This window comes from Acinetobacter sp. ANC 3781, assembly GCF_004331285.1.
Lineage (GTDB): Bacteria > Pseudomonadota > Gammaproteobacteria > Pseudomonadales > Moraxellaceae > Acinetobacter.
In genome coordinates this window covers 1-21498 of record NZ_SJOH01000030.1, presented here as the reverse complement: position 1 = coordinate 21498, position 21498 = coordinate 1, and the positions used below count along the sequence as shown (strand labels likewise).

Annotated in this window: 19 protein-coding genes and 1 pseudogene; 18 read left to right on the top strand and 2 right to left on the bottom strand. The window is 39.1% G+C overall.

Translation table 11 applies throughout. The features are described from left to right. Positions 1–554 precede the first annotated feature (554 nt). The 18 genes and pseudogenes from E0H89_RS15940 to E0H89_RS15855 all read left to right on the top strand — a co-directional run bounded on the left by E0H89_RS15940 (position 555) and on the right by E0H89_RS15855 (position 18888). Complete coding sequence (locus tag E0H89_RS15940; protein WP_131218440.1) at positions 555–1367, top strand: hypothetical protein; 813 nt, start codon at positions 555–557, stop codon at positions 1365–1367. Between the two features lie 17 nt (positions 1368–1384). Continuing rightward, positions 1385–2845: a purine-cytosine permease family protein gene (locus E0H89_RS15935; protein ID WP_131218438.1), complete on the top strand. Its 1461-nt coding sequence runs from the start codon at positions 1385–1387 to the stop codon at positions 2843–2845. 16 nt (positions 2846–2861) lie between these two features. Then, positions 2862–3551, top strand: coding sequence for a cysteine hydrolase family protein (locus E0H89_RS15930; RefSeq protein ID WP_131218436.1), 690 nt, complete (start codon positions 2862–2864; stop codon positions 3549–3551). 636 nt (positions 3552–4187) lie between these two features. Continuing rightward, entirely contained in the window at positions 4188–5336 is a 1149-nt protein-coding gene (locus E0H89_RS15925) for an FAD-dependent oxidoreductase (RefSeq protein ID WP_131218434.1), read from the top strand. After that, positions 5333–6142 (top strand): alpha/beta fold hydrolase, encoded by an 810-nt coding sequence (locus tag E0H89_RS15920; protein WP_131218432.1) that lies wholly within the window; start codon positions 5333–5335, stop codon positions 6140–6142. Before E0H89_RS15925 ends, E0H89_RS15920 begins: the two co-directional genes overlap by 4 nt. Before the next feature lie 11 nt (positions 6143–6153). After that, positions 6154–6906: a maleate cis-trans isomerase family protein gene (locus E0H89_RS15915; protein ID WP_131218430.1), complete on the top strand. Its 753-nt coding sequence runs from the start codon at positions 6154–6156 to the stop codon at positions 6904–6906. A 22-nt stretch (positions 6907–6928) separates the two neighbouring features. Next, positions 6929–7564: an N-carbamoylsarcosine amidohydrolase gene (locus E0H89_RS15910; protein WP_131218428.1), complete on the top strand. Its 636-nt coding sequence runs from the start codon at positions 6929–6931 to the stop codon at positions 7562–7564. Between the two features lie 83 nt (positions 7565–7647). Further along, positions 7648–8346: a nitroreductase gene (locus E0H89_RS15905; protein ID WP_205755869.1), complete on the top strand. Its 699-nt coding sequence runs from the start codon at positions 7648–7650 to the stop codon at positions 8344–8346. A 464-nt stretch (positions 8347–8810) separates the two neighbouring features. After that, positions 8811–9854, top strand: coding sequence for a 2,5-dihydroxypyridine 5,6-dioxygenase (locus E0H89_RS15900; protein ID WP_131218425.1), 1044 nt, complete (start codon positions 8811–8813; stop codon positions 9852–9854). A 135-nt stretch (positions 9855–9989) separates the two neighbouring features. Next, the gene (locus E0H89_RS15895; RefSeq protein ID WP_131218423.1) at positions 9990–10934 is read left to right on the top strand and encodes a PDR/VanB family oxidoreductase; all 945 of its coding nucleotides are present in this window, start codon (positions 9990–9992) and stop codon (positions 10932–10934) included. 134 nt (positions 10935–11068) lie between these two features. Next, positions 11069–12262 (top strand): formaldehyde dehydrogenase, glutathione-independent, encoded by a 1194-nt coding sequence (gene fdhA, locus E0H89_RS15890; RefSeq protein WP_131218421.1) that lies wholly within the window; start codon positions 11069–11071, stop codon positions 12260–12262. Positions 12263–12423: 161 nt separating this feature from the next. Beyond that, a pseudogene (locus E0H89_RS15885) lies at positions 12424–14769 on the top strand (FdhF/YdeP family oxidoreductase); the annotation flags it as partial. A gap of 117 nt (positions 14770–14886) precedes the next feature. Beyond that, the gene (gene fdhD / locus E0H89_RS15880; protein WP_447054481.1) at positions 14887–15690 is read left to right on the top strand and encodes a formate dehydrogenase accessory sulfurtransferase FdhD; all 804 of its coding nucleotides are present in this window, start codon (positions 14887–14889) and stop codon (positions 15688–15690) included. 10 nt (positions 15691–15700) lie between these two features. Further along, positions 15701–16300 carry a molybdenum cofactor guanylyltransferase gene (mobA, locus tag E0H89_RS15875; RefSeq protein ID WP_131218444.1) on the top strand — a complete coding sequence of 200 codons (600 nt, stop codon included), beginning with the start codon at positions 15701–15703 and terminating at the stop codon, positions 16298–16300. 76 nt (positions 16301–16376) lie between these two features. Next, entirely contained in the window at positions 16377–17393 is a 1017-nt protein-coding gene (gene moaA / locus E0H89_RS15870) for a GTP 3',8-cyclase MoaA (RefSeq protein ID WP_250697892.1), read from the top strand. Position 17394: 1 nt separating this feature from the next. Next, entirely contained in the window at positions 17395–17649 is a 255-nt protein-coding gene (locus tag E0H89_RS15865) for a MoaD/ThiS family protein (RefSeq protein WP_131218417.1), read from the top strand. 2 nt (positions 17650–17651) lie between these two features. Continuing rightward, complete coding sequence (locus E0H89_RS15860) at positions 17652–18095, top strand: molybdenum cofactor biosynthesis protein MoaE (protein ID WP_131218415.1); 444 nt, start codon at positions 17652–17654, stop codon at positions 18093–18095. A gap of 211 nt (positions 18096–18306) precedes the next feature. After that, entirely contained in the window at positions 18307–18888 is a 582-nt protein-coding gene (locus E0H89_RS15855) for a TetR/AcrR family transcriptional regulator (RefSeq protein WP_131218414.1), read from the top strand. A gap of 32 nt (positions 18889–18920) precedes the next feature. Here the strand turns inward: E0H89_RS15855 and E0H89_RS15850 are convergent, their stop codons facing one another. Continuing rightward, positions 18921–19967 (bottom strand): xylose isomerase, encoded by a 1047-nt coding sequence (locus E0H89_RS15850; protein ID WP_131218412.1) that lies wholly within the window; start codon positions 19965–19967, stop codon positions 18921–18923. 27 nt (positions 19968–19994) lie between these two features. Continuing rightward, a complete protein-coding gene (locus E0H89_RS15845; RefSeq protein ID WP_131218410.1) occupies positions 19995–21044 on the bottom strand; it encodes an aromatic ring-hydroxylating dioxygenase subunit alpha in 1050 nt (349 codons plus the stop codon). Positions 21045–21498: the final 454 nt, after the last annotated feature.

The window sequence follows — 21498 nt, the reverse complement described above, 5'->3', positions numbered from 1 at the left end:
TTTTAAGAAAATGAACTATATAAGTGTATAAACTTAAAAAAATATAAATTCAAAGTATTTTCTATACTTGAAAATGAACGATTTTTTTAAATTAAGATATTGAAAAATATTAATTAATAAATTTATTAAATATTTTTAATATAACATTTGTTTTTTTATAATTAAGTGTGTACCTTATAGTTTGAGTGGTTAATATTGATTCAAAACTGCAACGTAGCCGTGAGGCTTAGAACAAAGAAGAGTAAAGAACTGCATAGGAAAGCTGGGGTAATTAAGAAGAAAATCCTAGTTCAAAATTTCCAGTTTTAATTGCTCAGTGAGGTAAAGCTGAAATTGGCATTTGCAAATATAGATCAGGCAAGAAATTTGGGCTTAACCCAGTCCTGAATTGAATGAGGGGCGGCCTTGTTGCTTGAATCAAATGGTTATTTTAGTGGGGAAAATATTTTTAGAAAAATTGGATGGATTCTTATTTTTTAAAAATAAGTTATTAATTCAATTTAAATTTATTTCACAAGGAACTATGTTTTTTAACATTTAAAAGTGAGAAATTTATGAAATTAAGTGGAATTTTTATTTTGCTTGGAAGCACGCTGATGATACCTGCTTCTGGTATTGCAAGCACTTGGAATGACAATTCAATCTCGGTTCGTTATGGAACAAAGTTTTCTGAAGCCGGTGTTGGTAAGGATATTACCAAAACCATTTTTAATTTCACGCATGCCAGTGGAGATAAATATGGAACGAACTTTTTTACAGTTGATAATTTGATTTCAGATAAAAAAGATTTAGCGGCAAATAGTGATGATGCTGCTCAAGAAATTTATGGCTTTTATCAAAGAACGTTCCTACTTTCATCAATCCCTCAGCTGAAATCTGAGGATAATACCTTAAATTCGTTGGCTGTTTTTGGTCGTGTCGATTATGGTTCAAAAAATACCACTTTTGCCTCTAGACCTAGAAAATATTATCTAGGTTTGACTATGCCCGTACCTATAAAAACTGGGTTCTGGAATGTAGGTATTGCAGCTTATAAAGAGAATAATCATAACGGTATTATAGGGAAAAAAGTTGAATTTGATACCACTTGGGCAGTTTTGAGTGCATGGAATGTACCGTATGGCCCTGGGAGTTTTGGCGGATTTATTAATATGATCGGTCCAAAAGGAAATGATGGATTTGGTAATAAAACAAAAACTGAAACGCTATTCCGGGTGAGCTACTTATTTGATATTGGGGATACCAATATCAAAATAGGGCCTGCTTATGAATATTGGCGAAATATGTACGGAAATGATGAACAGCTAGATGCAACTCATGGGTCAAAAGGAAATGTACCAATGCTGATTTCGCAATTTAAATTCTAATAAATTAAGGTAAGCATATGACTATTAATAGAAATAATTTAAAATTAAAGTATGATGTCGAGTCCGATGAAGGGACGGACCTAAAAAATCGCATTGCATTGGATGAGACTCCCGAAATGGAGCATGATGATTATGCACGATCTCGAGTGCCTGATCACGCCAAGCGTGGAGCGGGCGCTATTCTAAGTGTGTTAGTGGGTTTTGTAACGGCTTTCTTCTTTGTTTTAGTCGGAGGGCTGTTTTTAAATAAAAGTGGGGCTTTATCGACTTGGATTGCTTTGGCGATTTCTTTTACTTTACTGACTGTTTTAAATTTAATTGTTGCACGGGTAGCATCAAGAGAAGGCTTAACCGCTGAATTAATTACCCGTAGTTGCGGTTTTGGCTCTGTCGGTTCTGTATTTACCACTTTAATTTATGCAGGCACATTTGTTATTTATGCCGGTGCAGAAGGACAGATCCTGGCTCGTTCTATTGATCAAATTTGGGACTTACCCAATCAGGTTTGGTATATCGTTGTAGCGACTATGTTTGTGCCGATGGCTTGGAATGGGATTAGCTCAATGACTAAAATTTTGACTTGGACCGTGCCGGTTTATGTCATTTTACTGATTTGGGCCATTATTTCAGGTTATCAACACAATGGTGGGATGCCAGCAGGAATGTTCTCTGCGATGCCTGAAGGTGCAGTGGGTGGTGTAATAGGGGTCATTGTTGTACTCTCGGCTTTGGCTGGAACCATTGGAATTAACCCATTTGAAGCCTCTGACTATAATCGTTTTGTCCGTTCCAGTGAGTTTAAGCGCAAAGCATTTATCAGTGTCGTTTTACCCTATGCTTTATTGTTTTTTGGTGCAATTCCGTTAGGTATTTATTTTTCTTTAATTACCAAAAGTATCGATCCATCTATTTATTTCATCGGCTTAATTGGGTTAATTCCGGGGGTTGCATTGGCATGGGTTTCTCAAATTCGCGTCAACTTGACCAATATTCATGTCAGCTCGGTGGCCTATGCTTCAGGTTCGGAGGCCTTAGGAGCCAAGATTTTAGGCCGTAGATTTTGGATTGTTGCCGTTACAATGATGACCATTACTTTAATGTGGCTTGATGTTCTAGGAAATCTTTACACATTCTTAGAATGGACCGGTATTTTCTTACTTTCATGGTTGGCCTGCGTAGTTGCTGATATTGTGATTGTGCGTGGATTACTCAAAATTGTGACTGGGCCGTTAGAGTTTCGTACAGATAAAATCCGTCGTATTAATCCGGTAGGCGTGTGTGCGTTGCTCACTGGAACAGTAACGGCTTCCTTGATCTGGGTTCTCAATGATAATCCTGTAATCAGTGGGATGTCCGCTTATGTTGGCTTTGTTGTAGCATTTGTAGTTCATGTTACTCTGGCCTATATTACAAAGGGACGGACTTATTTTATTGATCAAGATGACAAACGATTGCTCATCAATAAAGTAAAAGCATAAATATGGAGAGTTAAATATGCATAATACAATGATTGCCCCTGAAATACGTGCTAGATACACCAAGTTGAAAGGTGGTCGGGAGTTTGCTTTTAATGAAATTAATCCGAGCAAAACAGCACATTTGATTGTGGATATGCAAAATGGTTTTATGTTGGAAGGAACTTTGCTGGAAGTGCCAACAGCACGAAGTGTGGTTAAAAATATTAATGCCATTACTCATGCACTAAGAGAAAATGGCGGGCTAAATATTTTTTTAAGATTTACCACCACCACTGCAAGTGAATGGTCGGTTTACTTTGAAAATTTTCAAGCTGAAAATTTTTCTAAAGCACAAGTTGAAGCATTTTCTAAAGACAGTCACCTGCATAACTTGTACGCAGAACTGGATATTCAAGCGCACGATCTAATCGTTGATAAAACAAGATTTAGTCCTTTTACCCAAGGGTCTTCGAATGCATTAGAGATTCTTAAAGAAAAAGGTATAGATACTGTTTTAATATCTGGAACTTTAACGAATTGTTGTTGTGAGGCCACTGCACGTGATGCACAACAGTTGGGTTTTCGAGTTATTTTTATCTGCGATGCAAATGCGGCGCTGAGTGATTATGAACATAATACTTCTATTAATTCACTTGCAGCATTATTTGCGGATATAAGAACCACTCAGCAAACAGTAGGCTTGATTTTTGGAGAAAAAGCCGCTTAGTTGATTTTAATCTTTATAGCCTAGTGTAAAAAAAGACTCAGTATAAAAATATTGAGTCTTTTTTTGATTGTTTAGCTGCCTGTTTTGATCCATATTTTTACTTTAAATAAGACTCTATAGATAAATCCTGATTTCATCCTTGTTTATGAGCAATCCAGATGAATCAAACCACTATTCCGCTTCAACTTAAATTTATCTGCAAGAAACCGTTTTTCACGCTGGAATCTTACAAAATATCTTCATCAAATTTGCTTTTGAGGAGTTCTCTCTTTCCAGTTTAAATTCTCGAATTGAAGAGTGATTGCTTATTTAGGCTTGCATCACAATCGGAAAGTGAGGATCTATTCAAAAAATAGGTTGTTGCTAAGGTTGGCACCGCTTTAGCCTGTTTAACAGCGTTTAATATAAATGGAAAATCGAGTGCTTCGACACCCAAATAAAATTATTTATAAGTGTCTACACTTTTATTATATTTTTTTATATTTCTTATAATAATTAAAATTTTATTTAAATCAATATTTTGATAATTAAATAAGGCATTTTGAATAAAAATAATTAAAGTGTATAGACTTTAATTTTAAAATATCGTATATCTATATACAGCTAAGTGAGGCGCTATAAAACAAGGAATGGAAAATGAATGAATCAAAAAAAATTGCGATTATTGGTGCAGGTTTAGGCGGTGCAGCAGCAGGCCGACTATTGCAACGTGCAGGCTTCGATGTTGATGTTTATGAGCAAGCTCCAGAGTTTTCACGTATTGGAGCAGGGATCCATGTAGGGCCAAATATTGTTAAAATTTTCAGAGAAATGGGCTTGGAACAAGCATTGGAAGATCTCGGTTGTGATCCAGATGCCTGGACCAGTCGTGATGGCAGTACCGGTGAAATTATTGCGCAAGCCAATGTCCGGGGTTATGGCGCAACTTACATTACTGTGCATCGTGGGGATATGCATGCACTGCAAGTTTCAAGCCTGGACCAAAGCAAGCTGCATTATGGGAAAAAATTAGAGAGTGCTGTTCAACATAACGACCGAGTTGAATTAACATTCGCTGATGGAACAGCTGCAACGGTTGACATTGTCATTGGGGCTGATGGCATTAACTCAAAAATTCGTGAGTTATTGTTAGGTGAAGAAGCACCTTTATATAGTGGTTGGGTAGGGCATCGCGCGCTCATTAAAGGTGACAAGCTTAAGAAACTACAAGCTGAATATGATTTAGATGATTGTGTGAAATGGTGGCATCAAGATCGTCACATGATGGCGTATTACACTACTAAAGAACGGGATGAATATTATTATGTAACGGGTGTGCCGCATCCCCCATTAGATACACAAGGACGTTCTTTTTTAGAAAGTAGTCATGAAGCGATGTATGAAGCTTTTCAAGGATTCCATCCTTGTATTCAAGCGATGATTGAAGCCAGTGAAAATATTACTATTTGGCCGCTGAATAACCGTAATCCATTACCGGTATGGAGTGAAGGTCGTTTTGTTCTACTGGGTGATGCATGTCATCCGATGAAACCGCATATGGCGCAAGGTGCAGGCATGGCGATTGAAGATGCTGCAATGTTGACACGTTGCCTGTTGCAGACCGGTTTGGATGATTATACGACAGCTTTTAAATTGTATGAATTAAATCGTAAAGACCGTGCCACTCAAGTGCAGGCAGTTTCGAATGCCAATACCTTCTTGAAACAACCTGAAGATCCATCTTGGGTATATGCCTATGATGCTTTAACGACACCAATTGTTCAATTGGCTGGAGAAGTCGCATGAATGCAGCTTTCCTGTATGGGCAAAACGTAAATGTGAATGGAGTTCGAATTCATTATTTACGTTATGGCGGTAAGGGGCATCCGCTTATCTTAATCCCAGGTATTACCAGTCCAGCCATTACATGGGAATTTGTAGCTGAACGTTTGGCTCAGCATTTTGATACCTATGTCTTGGATGTGCGTGGTCGCGGTCTTTCATCGTCAGGACCTGAACACGATTACGGAACAGATGTATGCGCGCAGGATATTGTGAGCTTTGTACAGCAACTTGGTCTTACAGAATACTCAGTGATGGGACACTCTATGGGCGCGCGTTTTGCAATTCGCGCCAATGCGCTTTCGAGTCAAGGTCTTAAGCAATTATTCCTGATAGACCCTCCAGTATCTGGACCCAAGAGACGTGCTTATCCAAGCAAATTACCTTGGTATGTTGATTCAATTCAACAAGCTATTCAGGGAATGAGCAGTGAAGACATGAAAGTGTTTTGTCCGACTTGGTCAGAAGAACAATTACAACTTCGTGCTGAATGGTTGCATACCTGTTATTTACCTGCAATTACACAAGCATTTGATGAGTTTCATAGTTATGACATTCATCAGTATATTCCGCACATTCAAGTGCCCACACTTTTAATGGTGGCAGGCAAAGGTGGAGTAATTTTGCTTGAAGATGAACAGGAAATTCAGCAGTTAAATCAAAATATTGACGTTAAACATGTACCTCAGGCAGGCCATATGATCCCGTGGGATGACTTTGAAGGCTTCTTTACTGTTTTGGGCGAGTATTTAGGTCAAAAATTCAATTAAGGAAAAGGATTATGGATAAAGTTTATAAAATTGGTCAGATTGTTCCAAGTTCAAATACAACCATGGAAACCGAAATTCCAGCGATGCTTCAGGCACGTCAATTAATTCGCCCTGAACGATTTACGTTTCACTCTAGTCGTATGAGAATGAAACATGTCAAAAAAGAAGAACTGGCTGCAATGGATACGCAGTCTGATCGCTGTGCTTTAGAGTTGTCAGATGCGCGTGTGGATGTATTGGGTTATGCCTGTTTGGTGGCGATTATGTCAATGGGCTTGGGGTATCACCGTGAGTCCGAAAAACGTTTAACGCAAGTCACTGTAGATAATGATGCTGCGGCACAAGTCGTGACCAGTGCTGGCGCGCTTGTTGATGCGTTAAAAGTCATGGGTGCAAAAAAAGTCACTGTGGTGACACCTTATATGAAACCACTGACTGAGCTTGTCGTGGATTATATTCGTAACGAAGGTTTTGAAGTGATTGATTATATTGCTTTAGAAATTGCCGATAATATTCAAGTTGCAGCACACGATCCAGCGAATTTGCCTGACATTGTCAGTAAGTTAAATTATCAAGATGCAGATGTGGTGGTGTTGTCGGCTTGTGTACAAATGCGATCGTTGCCTGCTGTTCCTAAAGTAGAAGCCTTGACAGGAAAGCCTGTGATTTCAGCTTCGATTGCAACTACTTATAGCATGTTAAAAGCACTTGACTTAGAGCCAATTGTGCCGGGCGCAGGTGCATTACTGTCTGGCGCGTATTAAGCTGATTGAGAAGGTGGAACGAATGTCACAGGAATCATCTGCTGTAGATAATTATAAAGGGGTGTGGGGTAATCGCATTGGCTTTGGAAAAAAGCCTGCATTAATTCTGATTGATTTTATGAAAGGCTATATCACCGAAGGGCAGCCTTTATATGCACCAGATGTTATTGATGCTGTGAATAACACCACTGAAATTTTGGAGCTAGCACGTCAACATGATGTTTTGGTGATTCATACCAACATTCGCTATCATTTAGCCGATCAAAAAGATGGTGGAATGTGGGTACGAAAATCTCCAGTGATGCGTGCCATGGTGGAGGGCAATCCTGCTGCTGAGTTTTGTGATGAAGTGAAGCCCTTAGCCACAGAGCTAGTGCTAACCAAGAACTATGCCAGTGCATTTTTTGGTACAACTTTAGCGTCTATTTTAGCGGCTGAACAAGTGGATACCGTGGTGTTGGTGGGTTGTTCAACCAGTGGTTGTATTCGGGCATCGGCGGTGGATGCTGTACAACATGGTTTTAGAACAATTGTGATTCGTGAATGTGTAGGCGATCGTCATCAGGCACCTCACGAAGCCAATTTATTTGATATTGATAGTAAATATGGTGATGTGGTGTTGAAGCAAGAATTTATTGACTATATATTAAATAACTAAGCTTATTTTGAGTTCGTCACATGACATTGAGCGTGTGACTGACTCGAGATAGATCTATTTATGATGATGGGGGAGGTTGTATGATGGCTACAAAACAAATGATTTCAGCACTTGTTAAGTCGCGCCAATCTATACGTGCTTTTACCAATCAGGCTATTTCGCAACATGAACTTCAAGAGATGTTGCAGCTTGCCTCACGCTCACCCTCTGGAACAAATATTCAACCTTGGAAAGTTTATGTGGTACAGGGGAATAAAAAAATTGAAATCCAGAACGCTGTTAAACAGGCAGTGATAGCAGTTAGTGAAAATCCTGAACAGAAAGGCTGGTACGAAGCTGCTTTTCAATATTATCCTAAACAATGGTTCGAACCCTATTTATCGCGGCGCCGTGCCAATGGCTGGGGATTGTATAATTTACTTGATATTCAAAAACATGAAAAACAAAAAATGCAGGCGCATTTGTTGAGAAATTTTGAATTTTTTGGCGCCCCTGTGGGGATTTTTTTTACGGCTCATGAAAACTTGCATGCCAGTGCAAAAATGGCAATTGCTATGTTTATGCAAACTTTTATGCTTGTGGCAAAAGGTTATGGTTTTGACAGTTGTCCACAAGCGGCTTGGAATGATTATCATAAAGTGATTTTACCGCTTTTGGGGGCGGAACCAGATGAACAATTAATTTGTGGTATGGCACTCGGTTATGCTGATCCTCAGCATATTATTAATGAATATTATACGCCGCGTATTCCTGTACAAGATTTTGCCGTGTTTCTAGATTAAAAGAAATTTTTAAGACTAGGTTAGACACGTGGCCGCGGAGCAAATAGGATATTTGCTACTTGAAAGCTACTCTGAAATAGATCAGTTTTGATTTTCATTGAGATATTTAAATAAAAAGAATCACTTTGCAGAAATAAATTATTGTTTTGCTATATCTAAAAACTGTGTCATCAACAGCGTCATCGCTATTGCAATCAAAAAATCTTTTATTTTATCCTTCCCTAATATGCAATAAGAATGGTTTTAATTTCATCAATTTAAGTTTATACGCTTTTATTGGTTTTTGTATTTATGATTTTTAAATTTGAATAATATAATGAAATTAAATGAAATAATCGAATATATAAAATAAATAAAAACAGTTGATAAATAGGTAAAATAGGTTTATTTATAGTGTATACACTTTTAATTAAGTATTATTCTAAGCGTTAGATAGGTGCTGGATCGGGCAAGAGGGAAGAGAAATGCCAATTAATAACAGTGAATTCACTCAAAATTTCGAACAAGTTTTAAAACTGTCAAAAGTAGATGAAACACAAACGGTCGCGATTCTAAAAAGTCATTATTCAGATGAGCGTACAGTGAAAGCGGCAATGGATGCTGCATTACGTTTAAAAGCAAAAGTTTTTATTCTTGAGTTGCCTTCATTTAATCATCCGATTGCGATGGGAAATGATATGACAGCCTATTGTGGAGATACTGCACTCACTGGAAATTTGGCTGCACAACGTGCTTTAGAAGCAGCCGATTTGATCATCGATACGATGATGTTGCTTCATTCGCCAGAACAAGAACAAATTTTAAAAACTGGCACAAGAATTATTTTGGCTGTTGAACCACCAGAAGTATTAGCACGTATGTTGCCAACGCTTGAAGATAAACAGCGCGTTATGGCCGCAGAAAAGTTCCTGAAAAAAGCCAAATCGATGCATGTGACTTCGACAGCAGGTACAGATTTTTATGCACCATTAGGACAATATCCAGCCGTGACAGAATATGGCTTTGCCGATGAACCGGGCCGTTGGGACCATTGGCCAAGTGGCTTCTTATTTACATGGCCAAATGAAAACAGTGCAGAAGGAACACTGGTTTTAGATGTGGGCGATATTCTTTTACCGTTCAAAATGTATGTGCGTGAAAAAGTCACGTTGGAGATTAACAAAGGCTTTATTACTAAAATTCATGGTGGTTTTGAAGCTGAATATCTTCGTGATTATATGAAGTATTTTAAAGACCCTGAAGCATACGGTATTTCACATATCGGTTGGGGCTTACAGCCACGTGCGCAGTGGACAGCGATGGGTTTGCATGACAAAAATGATGGTATGTGTATGGATGCACGTGCATTTGATGGAAACTTTTTATTTTCAACAGGTCCAAATACTGAAGTCGGTGGTAGCCGTAAAACTCCGTGTCATATGGATATTCCTTTGCGTAATTGCACAGTGAAATTGGATGACATCATGGTGGTCGAAAACGGCAAATCTTTGCAATTAGAAGGCATGTAACTGACTCAAACTCAGGTGATAAAAACACCTTGGTTTTTTCGGTCAAAACTCAGTAATACGATGGCAGTCTTGATTAAGGAAAATTGAACTGCATCGAGGAATAAATAGTAAAGAGCACTATTTGGAGTGATAAAAATGGAAGTTTTAATTAAAGAAGTCATCCCATTAACTGCACAAATTTTGGGTTTTGAGTTGGTTGCAAAAAATGGTTCAAACTTGCCTGAATTTACAGCCGGTTCACATATTGATTTGTATTTGGACAACGGTTTAATTCGTCAATATTCACTCGCAAATTGTAGTACTGAGTCAGATCGTTATGTGATTGGCGTATTAAATGATAGCAATTCACGGGGTGGTTCAAAATTTATTCATGAAAGTTTTCATGTGGGAAAAACCATTACCATTAGTGAACCACGTAATTTATTTCCTATTTTACCTGCAACCCAAAAAGCAATTTTATTTGCAGGTGGAATCGGGATTACTCCCATTTATGCGATGGCGCATGAATTAAAAGCAAAAAATATTGACTTTGAATTGCATTATTTTTCCAGAAATTATGAAGCTTTAGCTTTTGCAAAAGAGCTTGAAACTAAATTTCAAAACCATGTTTATTTTCATTTGGATGATGATCCGGACACTAAAGTACAAATGAACCTTTTGTTGGATCAACCCGATGAAAATAAACATTTATATGTATGTGGTCCAAATGGTTTCATGGATTTCGTTATTCAGTCAGCAAAAAAATACGAATGGAGTGATACGCAAATACACAAAGAACATTTTGTCGGGGTGAATGTTGAAACGGGGAATGATGAAGAATTTATTGTGGAAATTAATGCTACAGGACAGCAGTTTGTGGTTCCTAAAGGCTTAACGGTCATTCAAGTTTTGGAAGACCATAATATTTTTATTCCCGTTTCATGTGAGCAGGGCATTTGTGGAACCTGTGTCACCAAAGTGGTGCAGGGTGAACCAGACCATCGGGATATGTATTTATCAGAGGCAGAAAAAGCCTTAAATACACAATTTTTACCCTGTTGTTCGCGTGCAAAAACTAAAAAATTAATTATTGAAGTTTAAGTTGTCATCCATTTTTTTGGTTTAGAAATTTAAATCTAAATGGGTGATGAAAGACAGGATCTGAGCGTCATCATTAGAGTGCATGTAAAAAAGATCCTGCTGGATCGATTGAATCGAAAAACTAAGGAGTAGTTATGTTTGATAATAGAGGTGTGGTTTATGTCGGTGCAGGGAAGGTGGATATCCAGAAAATTGGCTATCCTAAAATGCATGATCCACGAGGTAAAAAAATAGAACATGCGGTGATCTTAAAGGTCATTTCAACCAATATTTGTGGTTCCGATCAGCATATGGTACGTGGTCGTACAACGGCACAAGTGGGTTTGGTTTTAGGGCATGAAATTACGGGTGAAGTGATTGAAAAAGGTCGCGATGTCCAAAATTTAGCAATCGGTGACTTGGTTTCGGTTCCTTTTAATGTGGCTTGTGGGCGTTGCCGATCCTGTAAAGAACAAAATACAGGCGTCTGTTTAACTGTTAATCCTGCTCGTGCCGGTGGGGCATACGGTTATGTCGATATGGGCGACTGGGTCGGTGGACAATCTGAATTTGTCATGGTGCCTTATGCCGATTTCAATTTATTGAAATTACCAGAACGCGACAGAGCGATGGAAAAAATTCGAGATTTAACCTGTTTGTCAGATATTTTACCCACAGGATATCACGGTGCAGTCACCGCTGGCGTAAAACCGGGTAGTACCGTATATGTTGCGGGTGCAGGGCCAGTCGGGCTGGCTGCCGCTGCCTCAGCACGCCTTTTAGGTGCAGCCGTGGTTATTGTTGGGGATATTAATCCCGCACGTATTGCGCATGCCAAAGCTCAAGGTTTTGAAGTGGTAGACTTATCGAAAGAAACGCCTTTGCATGAACAGATTGCAGATATTTTAAAAGAGCCAGAAGTGGATTGTGCAATTGATGCCGTGGGTTTTGAAGCACGTGGACATGGCCATGCCGGTGTGCAAGAAGAAGCACCTGCAATTGTTCTAAATTCTTTAATGCAAGTGACACGTGTGGCGGGACAAATTGGTATTCCTGGTCTTTATGTGACCGAAGATCCGGGTGCGGTGGATCAGGCTGCCAAAAATGGCAGTTTAAGTATCCGTTTTGGTTTGGGTTGGGCTAAATCGCACTCTTTCCATACGGGTCAAGCACCTGTAATGAAATATAATCGCCAATTAATGCAAGCCATTATGTGGGGACGTTTAGACATCGCCAGAATTGTAGGTGTGGAGGTCATTGGTTTAAAGGATGCACCGCGTGGCTATAGTGAGTTTGATTTGGGCGTACCGAAGAAGTTTGTGATAGATCCGCATAAAAGTTTTAGTTAGCATGGCTGAAAAGATACAGATTTTCCTTGAATAAAGCGGAATCGCTTATAAGGGGAACATCATGTATAGATTGAATCATGTAAAACTAAAATATGCATAGTGAACTGAATCGATTGTATAGTAATTTAAGGATTACTACACCGAGTGTATTGAAATATTAAATGGATGTTGATATGGAACAAGATACGACCAAAATAGATAATCTGGTTCAGAATAAAACTTTTGGAAAAATTGAACCGTATCATCATGCTGCAGGAGGCTGGGGAGCATTATTAAGTGTTGCACGTAATTTAAAAAAGCAGGAAATTGTTAAAAAAGGCGCGATTACTTTACTCAATGCCAATCAGCCAACTGGTTTTGATTGTCCCGGTTGTGCTTGGCCTGAACAGAAAAACAGCCACGCTTTTAATTTTTGTGAAAATGGTGCAAAAGCCATTGCTTTTGAAGCCACCAGTAAACGGGTCAATGCTGATTTTTTTGCTCAGCACAGCGTTACTTGGTTATCGCAACAGAGTGATTATTTTCTTGAGTTACAAGGTCGTTTGACCGAGCCGATGCGTTATGACGCAGCGACAGATCATTATGTTCCAATCAGTTGGGATAATGCATTTAAATTAATCGCAGAAAAATTACATGCTTTGAACCATCCAGATGAAGCAGCTTTTTATACCTCTGGTCGTACCAGTAATGAAGCTGCGTTTTTATATCAGCTGTTTATTCGCAGTTTTGGCACCAACAATTTTCCTGACTGTTCCAACATGTGTCATGAAGCCACCAGTTATGGTCTGACGGATACCATTGGAGTAGGCAAAGGTACAGTTTCACTCGACGATTTTGAATTGGCGGATGCAATTTTTATTTTTGGTCAAAATCCGGGAACCAACCATCCACGCATGTTGAGCACGTTACGAGCAGCATCACGCCGTGGCGCCAATATTATTTCGATCAATCCGTTAAAAGAACGAGGGTTGCAGCGTTTTCAAGATCCACAGGATAAATTGGAAATGCTGACCAATGGTAGTACTCCAATTAGTCGCAATTATTTTCAGCCAAAAATTGGTGGAGATTATGCCCTTCTGGTCGGCATGATGAAGCATTTATACGAATGGGAGAGTGAGCGTAAATTAAAGGGTCAAGCTTCTCTTTTTGACCAGAACTTTATTCAAAAACAGAGTATAGGTTTCGAAACAGTCTTAGCAGAAGTTGCGCGCACTTCATGGGCTGATATTCATCAGCAAACAGGATTGTCAGCTCAAGAATTGAAGCAACTGGCGACCATGTTTAGTGAGGCGGAACGGGTTATTTTCTGTTGGGGCATGGGTATGACGCAACATCGTCATGGCGTTGCCAATATTCATATGTTGAGTAATTTGCTGTTATGCCGTGGGCATATTGGTCGCCCAGGTGCGGGTGCTTGTCCTGTTCGAGGGCACAGCAATGTGCAAGGTGACCGTACCATGGGCATCAATGAGCATCCTTCTGAAAAGTTACTTGATAATTTAGATCGCGTATTTTCAATGCAAACGCCAAGAAAGCATGGTTTAGGTGTGGTAGACACGATCAAGGCAATGGCTGAAAAGCAGATTCGGGTATTTTTTGCGATGGGGGGGAATTTTTCGGAAGCAACCCCCGATACTTTATATACACATTTTGCCTTAAGACAATGCGAGCTAACGGCGCATGTCGCGACTAAATTAAATCGCAGTCATTTGGTGTGTGGGCAAGATGCCTTAATTTTACCTTGTCTGGGGAGAACAGAAGTCGACCTGCAGAAACACGGACCACAATCTATTTCCGTAGAAGACTCGATGAGTAATGTACATTTATCGGCTGGTAGAAATGAGCCTGCTTCCGAGCATCTCTTATCTGAGCCTGATATTGTTGCGCGCCTAGCAGAGCAAGTCTTGACAAACAGCACGATTCAATGGCGCTGGTATATTGAAAGTTATGATCGTATTCGTAATGCAATTGCAGATGTTTTTGAAGATTTTCATGATTTTAATTTGAAAGTTTATCAGCCAGGTGGTTTTAACTTGGCCCATCCAGCAAATCGGCATGAGTGGCGCACACCAAGTCAAAAAGCTGAATTTATGATGAGCTCATTAGAGGATGTATATGCAGACGATGAACATCGTTTTACAGCACAATATAAAAGCCAAAAAGTTTATACCCTCATGACCATGCGCTCGCATGACCAATACAATACCACCTTATATGGTTTGGATGATCGATATCGTGGCGTGTTTGGGTTACGCCGGGTTTTATTTATGAATGAGACCGATATTTGCGAGGCCGGTTTTGCTGCTGAACAATATGTCGATATTGAAAGTATTTATTCGGATGGTGTAAAGCGGGTGGTTCACCAATTTAGAATTGTACCGTATGACATTCCACGTGGCTGTTTAGGCGCATATTATCCTGAAACCAATCCATTGGTGGCTTTGAGCAGTCATGACAAAAGGGCAAAAATTCCGGCATCTAAAAATGTTCCGGTGATTCTGATTCCTGTAAAGCAGGTAGATATGGCTGAAACTTTGCCCGTTCAGTGTGAGGAAAGTTAAGCCATGTTGCAAAGCGGCCTGTCGTCCACTGGTTTAAATGAGGATGTGGTGACAAAAAAAGCTATTGAAGAGCGCTTAATGGGTTATGAGCCAAGAACAGTCACGCGTATCCAACAAGAATCTAAAAAAACACTTGAAGATTTTGTGGTCCAAGAGTGTCCAGTCGCTTTGGTGTATAACGGTATTTCCCATGTGGTGATGATGGCAACACCGACAGATTTGGTGGAGTTTGCCAAAGGCTTTAGTTTATCCGAAGGGATTATTCCAAATCTGCATGCTTTATATGCGATTGACGTTCAGCACAGTGAACTGGGCGTTGTTATTGAGATGAAGATTGCTTCTAGTGCTTTTGTGCAATTAAAGCTGCAACGGCGTCAATTGGTGGGAAGAAGTGGCTGTGGCTTGTGTGGAATAGAAAGTTTACAACAATTTGAACAGCAACTTCCTCAGGTGGCTACAGCCTTTAATCCACACTGGTTGAATCAAATAGAACCAGCCGTTAAAAATTTAAATCGTCATCAACCGCTTACCGCTTTAACAGGTGCTGCGCATGCGGCTGCTTGGGTGGAGCAGGGGGAAATTAAGGCCATTTTTGAAGATGTAGGTCGTCATAATGCTTTAGATAAATTACTAGGTTATCTTGCAATACAGAACATTCAGGTGGCTGAAGGCTTTGTTTTTATGACCAGTCGTGCCAGCTATGAGTTGATTCGTAAATGTGCTCAATTCAATATTGCAATGTTGGCGACTATTTCTGCACCGAGTACCTTGGCGATTGATTTGGCTGAACAGGCAGGACTCACCTTAGCAAGTTTTTGCAGAGAAAAACGTTTTGCTTTATATACTCAAATTCAGCAGGAAAGTTGAGGTGAAAACTATGTTACCCGAAACGGAATTGGTGATTTTGGCTGGTGGTCAAGCCCTTCGGATGCAAGGAAAAAATAAATTATTACAGCAATTTGATACACAGATACAACTGGTTAAGATTTATCAAGCCTTTAACGCTGAGGTGACACAAGTTTGGGTAAACAGTCATCGTGATCATGCAATCTATCAAAAAATTCAGCCCAATATAAAGTGCTTCTCTGATGAGAATTCAGGTTTTGAAGGGCCATTGATAGGAATGCAAACAGCATGGAAGTATGTGAGTGCAGATTATATTTTGTTCGTACCATGTGATATTACGGTTATTCCAACTTTAATATATCAATCTTTACATCAGGCATTGATACAAAATTCTGCTAGTCTGGTGGCTTATGTCGAAATCAATAACCACGGGTTATATCCATTTTGTTTAATCAAGCGTACGGCTGTGAAGGTGATCGAGGAGCATGTCAGTCAAAAAAAGCTGAGCTTAAAAAGATGTTTTGATGCCCTGAATGCAACCGTCGTCAAGGTCAATCAACCTACAGTTTATTTTCACAGTATCAACTCGGAACTCGAATTAACCCAGTATCAAAACGCGTTGTCCATATGACATGGAAAGTCAGTAAAGTAAAAGTAATGAATTGAAAAGATAGCCCTACGCTATTTATTCAATTTGCAGATAGAGAATGATGAAAATGCAAAATACAGCCTCGCTCTGGGTTGATCAATTTGGCCGAGAAAAACGTAAGTTAAGAATTTCTGTGACAGATCGTTGTAACTTTAAATGTAGCTACTGTATGCCAGAGCATCCAGAGTGGATCAATAAGAAAAATTTGGTCGGTTTTGAAGCACTTTATCAATTCTGTGAATTAATGGTGCAAAGCGGTATTGAGAGCATCCGGATTACCGGGGGCGAACCTCTCATGCGCAAAGGTGTGATGCATTTTATTAAACAATTACAACAGCTCAAGCCTTTAGGCTTAAAACGAATTTCCATGACCAGTAATGGACATTATTTAAAAAAATATGCCTTGGCCTTAAAGCAAGCGGGTTTAGATGATCTCAATATTAGTTTAGATACGCTAGATGCTGGACAGTTTCAGCAACTGACCAAAAATGATTTAGCGCCAGTCCTGAGCGGAATCGAACAGGCACGACAGGTCGGATTGGCTGTTAAAATTAATACGGTTCTCATTCGAGGACAAAATGAAGACCAAATTTTACCGCTTGTGGCATGGGCAAAAGCCAAAAATATGAGCTTACGCTTTATCGAATTTATGCCTTTAGATGGCGATGCACATTGGCAAAAGCAGGATGTGGTCACAGAGCAAGACATACTGACCGTTCTAGCGACCCAATATCAACTTCATTTACAAACTCAAGGAAGCGAACCTGCAAGACGATATTTGCTAGATGAACAGTATGAAATCGGGATTATTTCAACCATTAGTCACGCATTTTGTGGCAGTTGCGATCGTATTCGCATGACCGCTCAAGGTGAGTTATATAACTGTTTATTTGCGACTCAAGGTTTGGCTTTAAAACCTCAATTGGATGTTTTATTGACCAGCTTTAATCTTGAGTTTAAACAGCAGCTGCAACAGAAAATTCAACAGTATATTTGGCATAAAGAATCTGGGTTTGAAGCAATTTATGCAAAAAAACAGCCTCGAAAAATTAGTATGCATATGTTAGGAGGTTAAAATGAGTGAAATTAATATTCAAGTAGAGGCTTATGGCGGGGTCACACGTTTTTTACCTGCCGAAGCGATTCATCTGAAAATGGAAAGTCCAATTCAAATTGAACAGGTGTTAACTCAAATTATCAAAAATTACCCCCAGGCAGAATCGGCCATTTCACTTTGTGCCTGTGCTATAGGAGAGGATATTATTTCACGTCAGAACACGCTTGATTGGGATTGTACCTTGGTTCTGCTGTCACCTGTGGCTGGAGGCTAAAGATGACATTTTCCAGAATTCAAGATACTGCACTGACGGTAGAGAGTTTTGCTTCTATTCAACAATTTCCCCAGTGTGGTGGAATCGGTATTTTTATTGGCACCGTGCGTAATCATCATGAAGGTAAGGTAGTTCAAGCTTTGAAATATACAGCTTATGCACCTGTAGCTGAAAAAATGATTCGGCAAATTGAACAAGACATCCAGCAAAAATATCAAGTACATTATGTGCGGGTGATCCATCGGGTAGGCTATTTGGATATCGGTGAAAAAGCCATTATTGCAATTGCCTATGCGGAACACCGTCGCGAAGCTTTTGCAGCGTGTGAAGAAGCAGTTGAGCGGGTAAAACACGAAGTTCCAGTTTGGAAAGAAGAGTTTTATCTAGATGGAACGAGTCAGTTTGTGTCAGGTTGCTGTATCCGTTATGATCATGCCACAGTCTGAAATTTTAAGCCTAATCAATATATTGTTGTGAATTATTGATTCATCATCCTATCCTGTAAGGCCATCTATACTGCATTTTTTGCTGTAGATTTGTTGATAGGATGAAATACGTATTTATGTTAAGGTCAAAGGAAATGAATAACAGAGTGGTTAATGTGCCTTTAAAGAAAATGCAGGCTAAAAAAAAAATCCTGAAGAGTTAAAAAAGCGGATTCTTGATTCTGCAAAAGAGGAGTTTTGTAGATATAGCTATACAGGTGCGCGTATCGACCGCATCAGTAGTAATGCTGAAACGACAGATCGGATGTTGTACTACCATTTTGGGAATAAAGAAGAGCTTTATCAAATTGTTCTAGAAGAAATGTATAAGGAAATTGTCTTGGCACAAAAAGACTTTCAATTTACCGAAGATAATCCACTTCAGGCCATTAAAGAAATGGTGGCGCAATTATGGAATTATTATTTAACTCATCCTAATTTTATTCGACTGGTGATGTCAGAAAATTTACTGTGTGGCGAGTTTTTTGCAAAATCAGATAAAATTAAACAAGCTCCTTTGGAATTATTAGAAAAAACAGAGACGATTTTACAATTGGGGAAAGATCAGAATATTTTTAAACCACAGGTAAAAGCGGAATTTGTATTGTTAACCATCATGTCGATGGGGTTCTTTTATGTGGGGCATCAATATACCTGTAAGCAATGGTTAGATACTGACATGATGCAATCAGAGGCCTGTAGTCAATGGTTGCAACACATTCAAGAATCTGTAATTAATCAATTGTTAAAATAAAAAGAGCTTATGCTCCTTTTATTTATCTCTATTTAATGTAGATTTTGCCATGTCGTGCGTGTGAACTTGGCAATTTCTGCATTTTGTCCAATTAATGAAAACTTCGCATTTAAGCCATAATCTGGAAGGGTGATCATTTCAGTGGTGATATAACGCAGTCTTGAGTTTGCATTGTCTTTATGGTTTTTAAGGACTTTTCGAACTACTTCTTTACACGGTTCAACTAAGTGGGCAAACCATTCAGAATGCCATTCACCCGGTTCCGGTTTGGTAAATGGGTATAAGATCCCTCGTCCAGGATCGCCTTGTTGTACCTTAAAAGAAGGGCGCTTAGGTAATAATGCTTTGGTTTCAAATGGGTCATGGGGTGCCCAAATGTTACGTGGACCATTGGGGGCAACGGAACGAACTTGTAACCAACGAATAATATCTTGTTCAATCCATTCATCTACCAAATTGTTTGGTTCGAATGGATCTAAAACGATTCTTCTTTGCTGTACATCCTCCAAAATACCTGAAGCCGCAAGTTCTTGCTGATTGCCGATTTTGAAAATCACATGGCTATAATCTAGGGTGAAATTGAAGGGGATACCGCGAGCTTTTACGGCTTGAGCGACCGGTGTAATTCGACGAGGATCTTCACTCCACATATTGACATGCAATTCAAAGCTGGGTTCGACATCTTGTTTCATGCCTTCATCATAGGCAAATAGATAATAATCGATGACCTGCTGGTTGGAAATTTTATTCCCCTGCTGATCATGTGAATACACCATCATATTATGCGTCGTTGCACCAATTTCATTTGAAAGGGCAAAATTTTGTTTTAAGCGTTCATCATCTGTACCCACTTCATATAACCAACTGGTGGTATGTACAGGAAGATCATATTTCTCAATGAGTGATTTGAACAAATCCATTTGATCTGGTAATGGCATACGATCAAAAAAGTTAAAAAATTGTGCCTCTTTCACCAAACGAAATTGTTCGTTAATACTCGGTTCATTTAAGGAAACCGGATGTTCAAAATTTGAATCTTGAACACCGCGACCATTACAACCAATTAAAAGCTCGTTCATTTTAGACCTACTTTTTGACTCTGGTTTTTAAACAACTTCTGTAAAAGGAATATTTTCAAGTTGTTCTTCCTCAATCATTTCTTGCAACATTTGTCGCATTTTGACTGTGGAAACATCAATTGCAATACGGACTCTTTTGAAATCTACAAGTTTGTCTTCATTTTTTTGAATCGCCTGCAAAACCGCTTTATCTTCATCAAATGCCATCCGTAAACCTGCCAAAAGTTTGGCATCTTTTTCTGGGTCTGAAGGAATGTTTTTGACACAAAGCCAATGCTGGATGCAGGTGCGTTCATCAATCGGAGTGATAAAATGGCACGCAAACATTTGGATGCAGTGATCACGATTTCCTTGTTCGGCACCAGTTCCGGTCGGTGCAGAACCGAAGTCAATCATGGCAACCGAAGGTGCAAAATAATGATAATAGTGCCAGCGGTCTACATTTCCACCAAAGTCAACGAGACCCTTAAAAACAGGAATAAGCGGTGAATTATTAATCCAGCGCCAAGTGACCACTCGATCTTCGAGACGCTCATGATGAACAGGCACTTCGCCATGTTCTTTATTGGATAAGGTGGATTGGTGAACAAAAGCAACGTGAGAAGGATCACATAAATTGTCAGCTAAATTTAAATAATTTGCATCGACATGCAATGCATCGCCTAGTACATAACTGTATTGAGGATCATGGAATTCTTTGAGGTCAAAGACTTTAGATTTATCGGCTTTTTCCTCATCCCCCATCCAGATCCAAACCATGCCCATATTTTCGGTGACAGGATAGCTACGAACTTGAAGATTAGAAGGAATGCGGCGTTGCCCCGGAATTTTTTCACATTGTCCAGAACAATCAAAAGTCATACCATGGTAACCGCATTCGATTGAATCACCAATTAAACGTCCAATTGAAAGGGGGGCAAGGCGATGTGGGCATGCATCTGAAAGTGCAGCAATGTCACCATTTACTTTACGGTATACAACAATATCTTCTTCAATAACAGTATGACGTTTTAGGCTACGTTCAACATTGCTTGACCAAGTTAATGGATACCAAGTATTTCTTAAGTATCTGCTCATTATCAATCTCCATTTGTATTCTGATCGTTGTGATCAAACTATTTAATTTCTCACGTTTCAATCATGAAATCGTTTTACTCAGAGACAGAATTAATCCTTGGCTTGTTTCGGTATGGCTATTTTGACTAGCGCGCTACATGCCAAAATTTTGATGGACTTTGAGTAAAGTGAAAAATTAACTTTTTGTTTTTTTCATCCTGTATGGCAAACCTGAATGACTATAGATTTGCACGTGATTCTAAAATCACATCCCTGATAAGTTCATGCTTATTTCTTTACGTTTAAATAAAAAAATTATTGAAGTGAACACTTAACATAACCCTAACTTAAAACGTTATTGAACAAAGCGCAACCACTTTTTGAAGAAAATACTTAAATAATTTTATCAATTTAAAACCGATAAAATTTTCTTGTTATTTTATAATAATATAGCTTACAAACTTTTAAATTTATA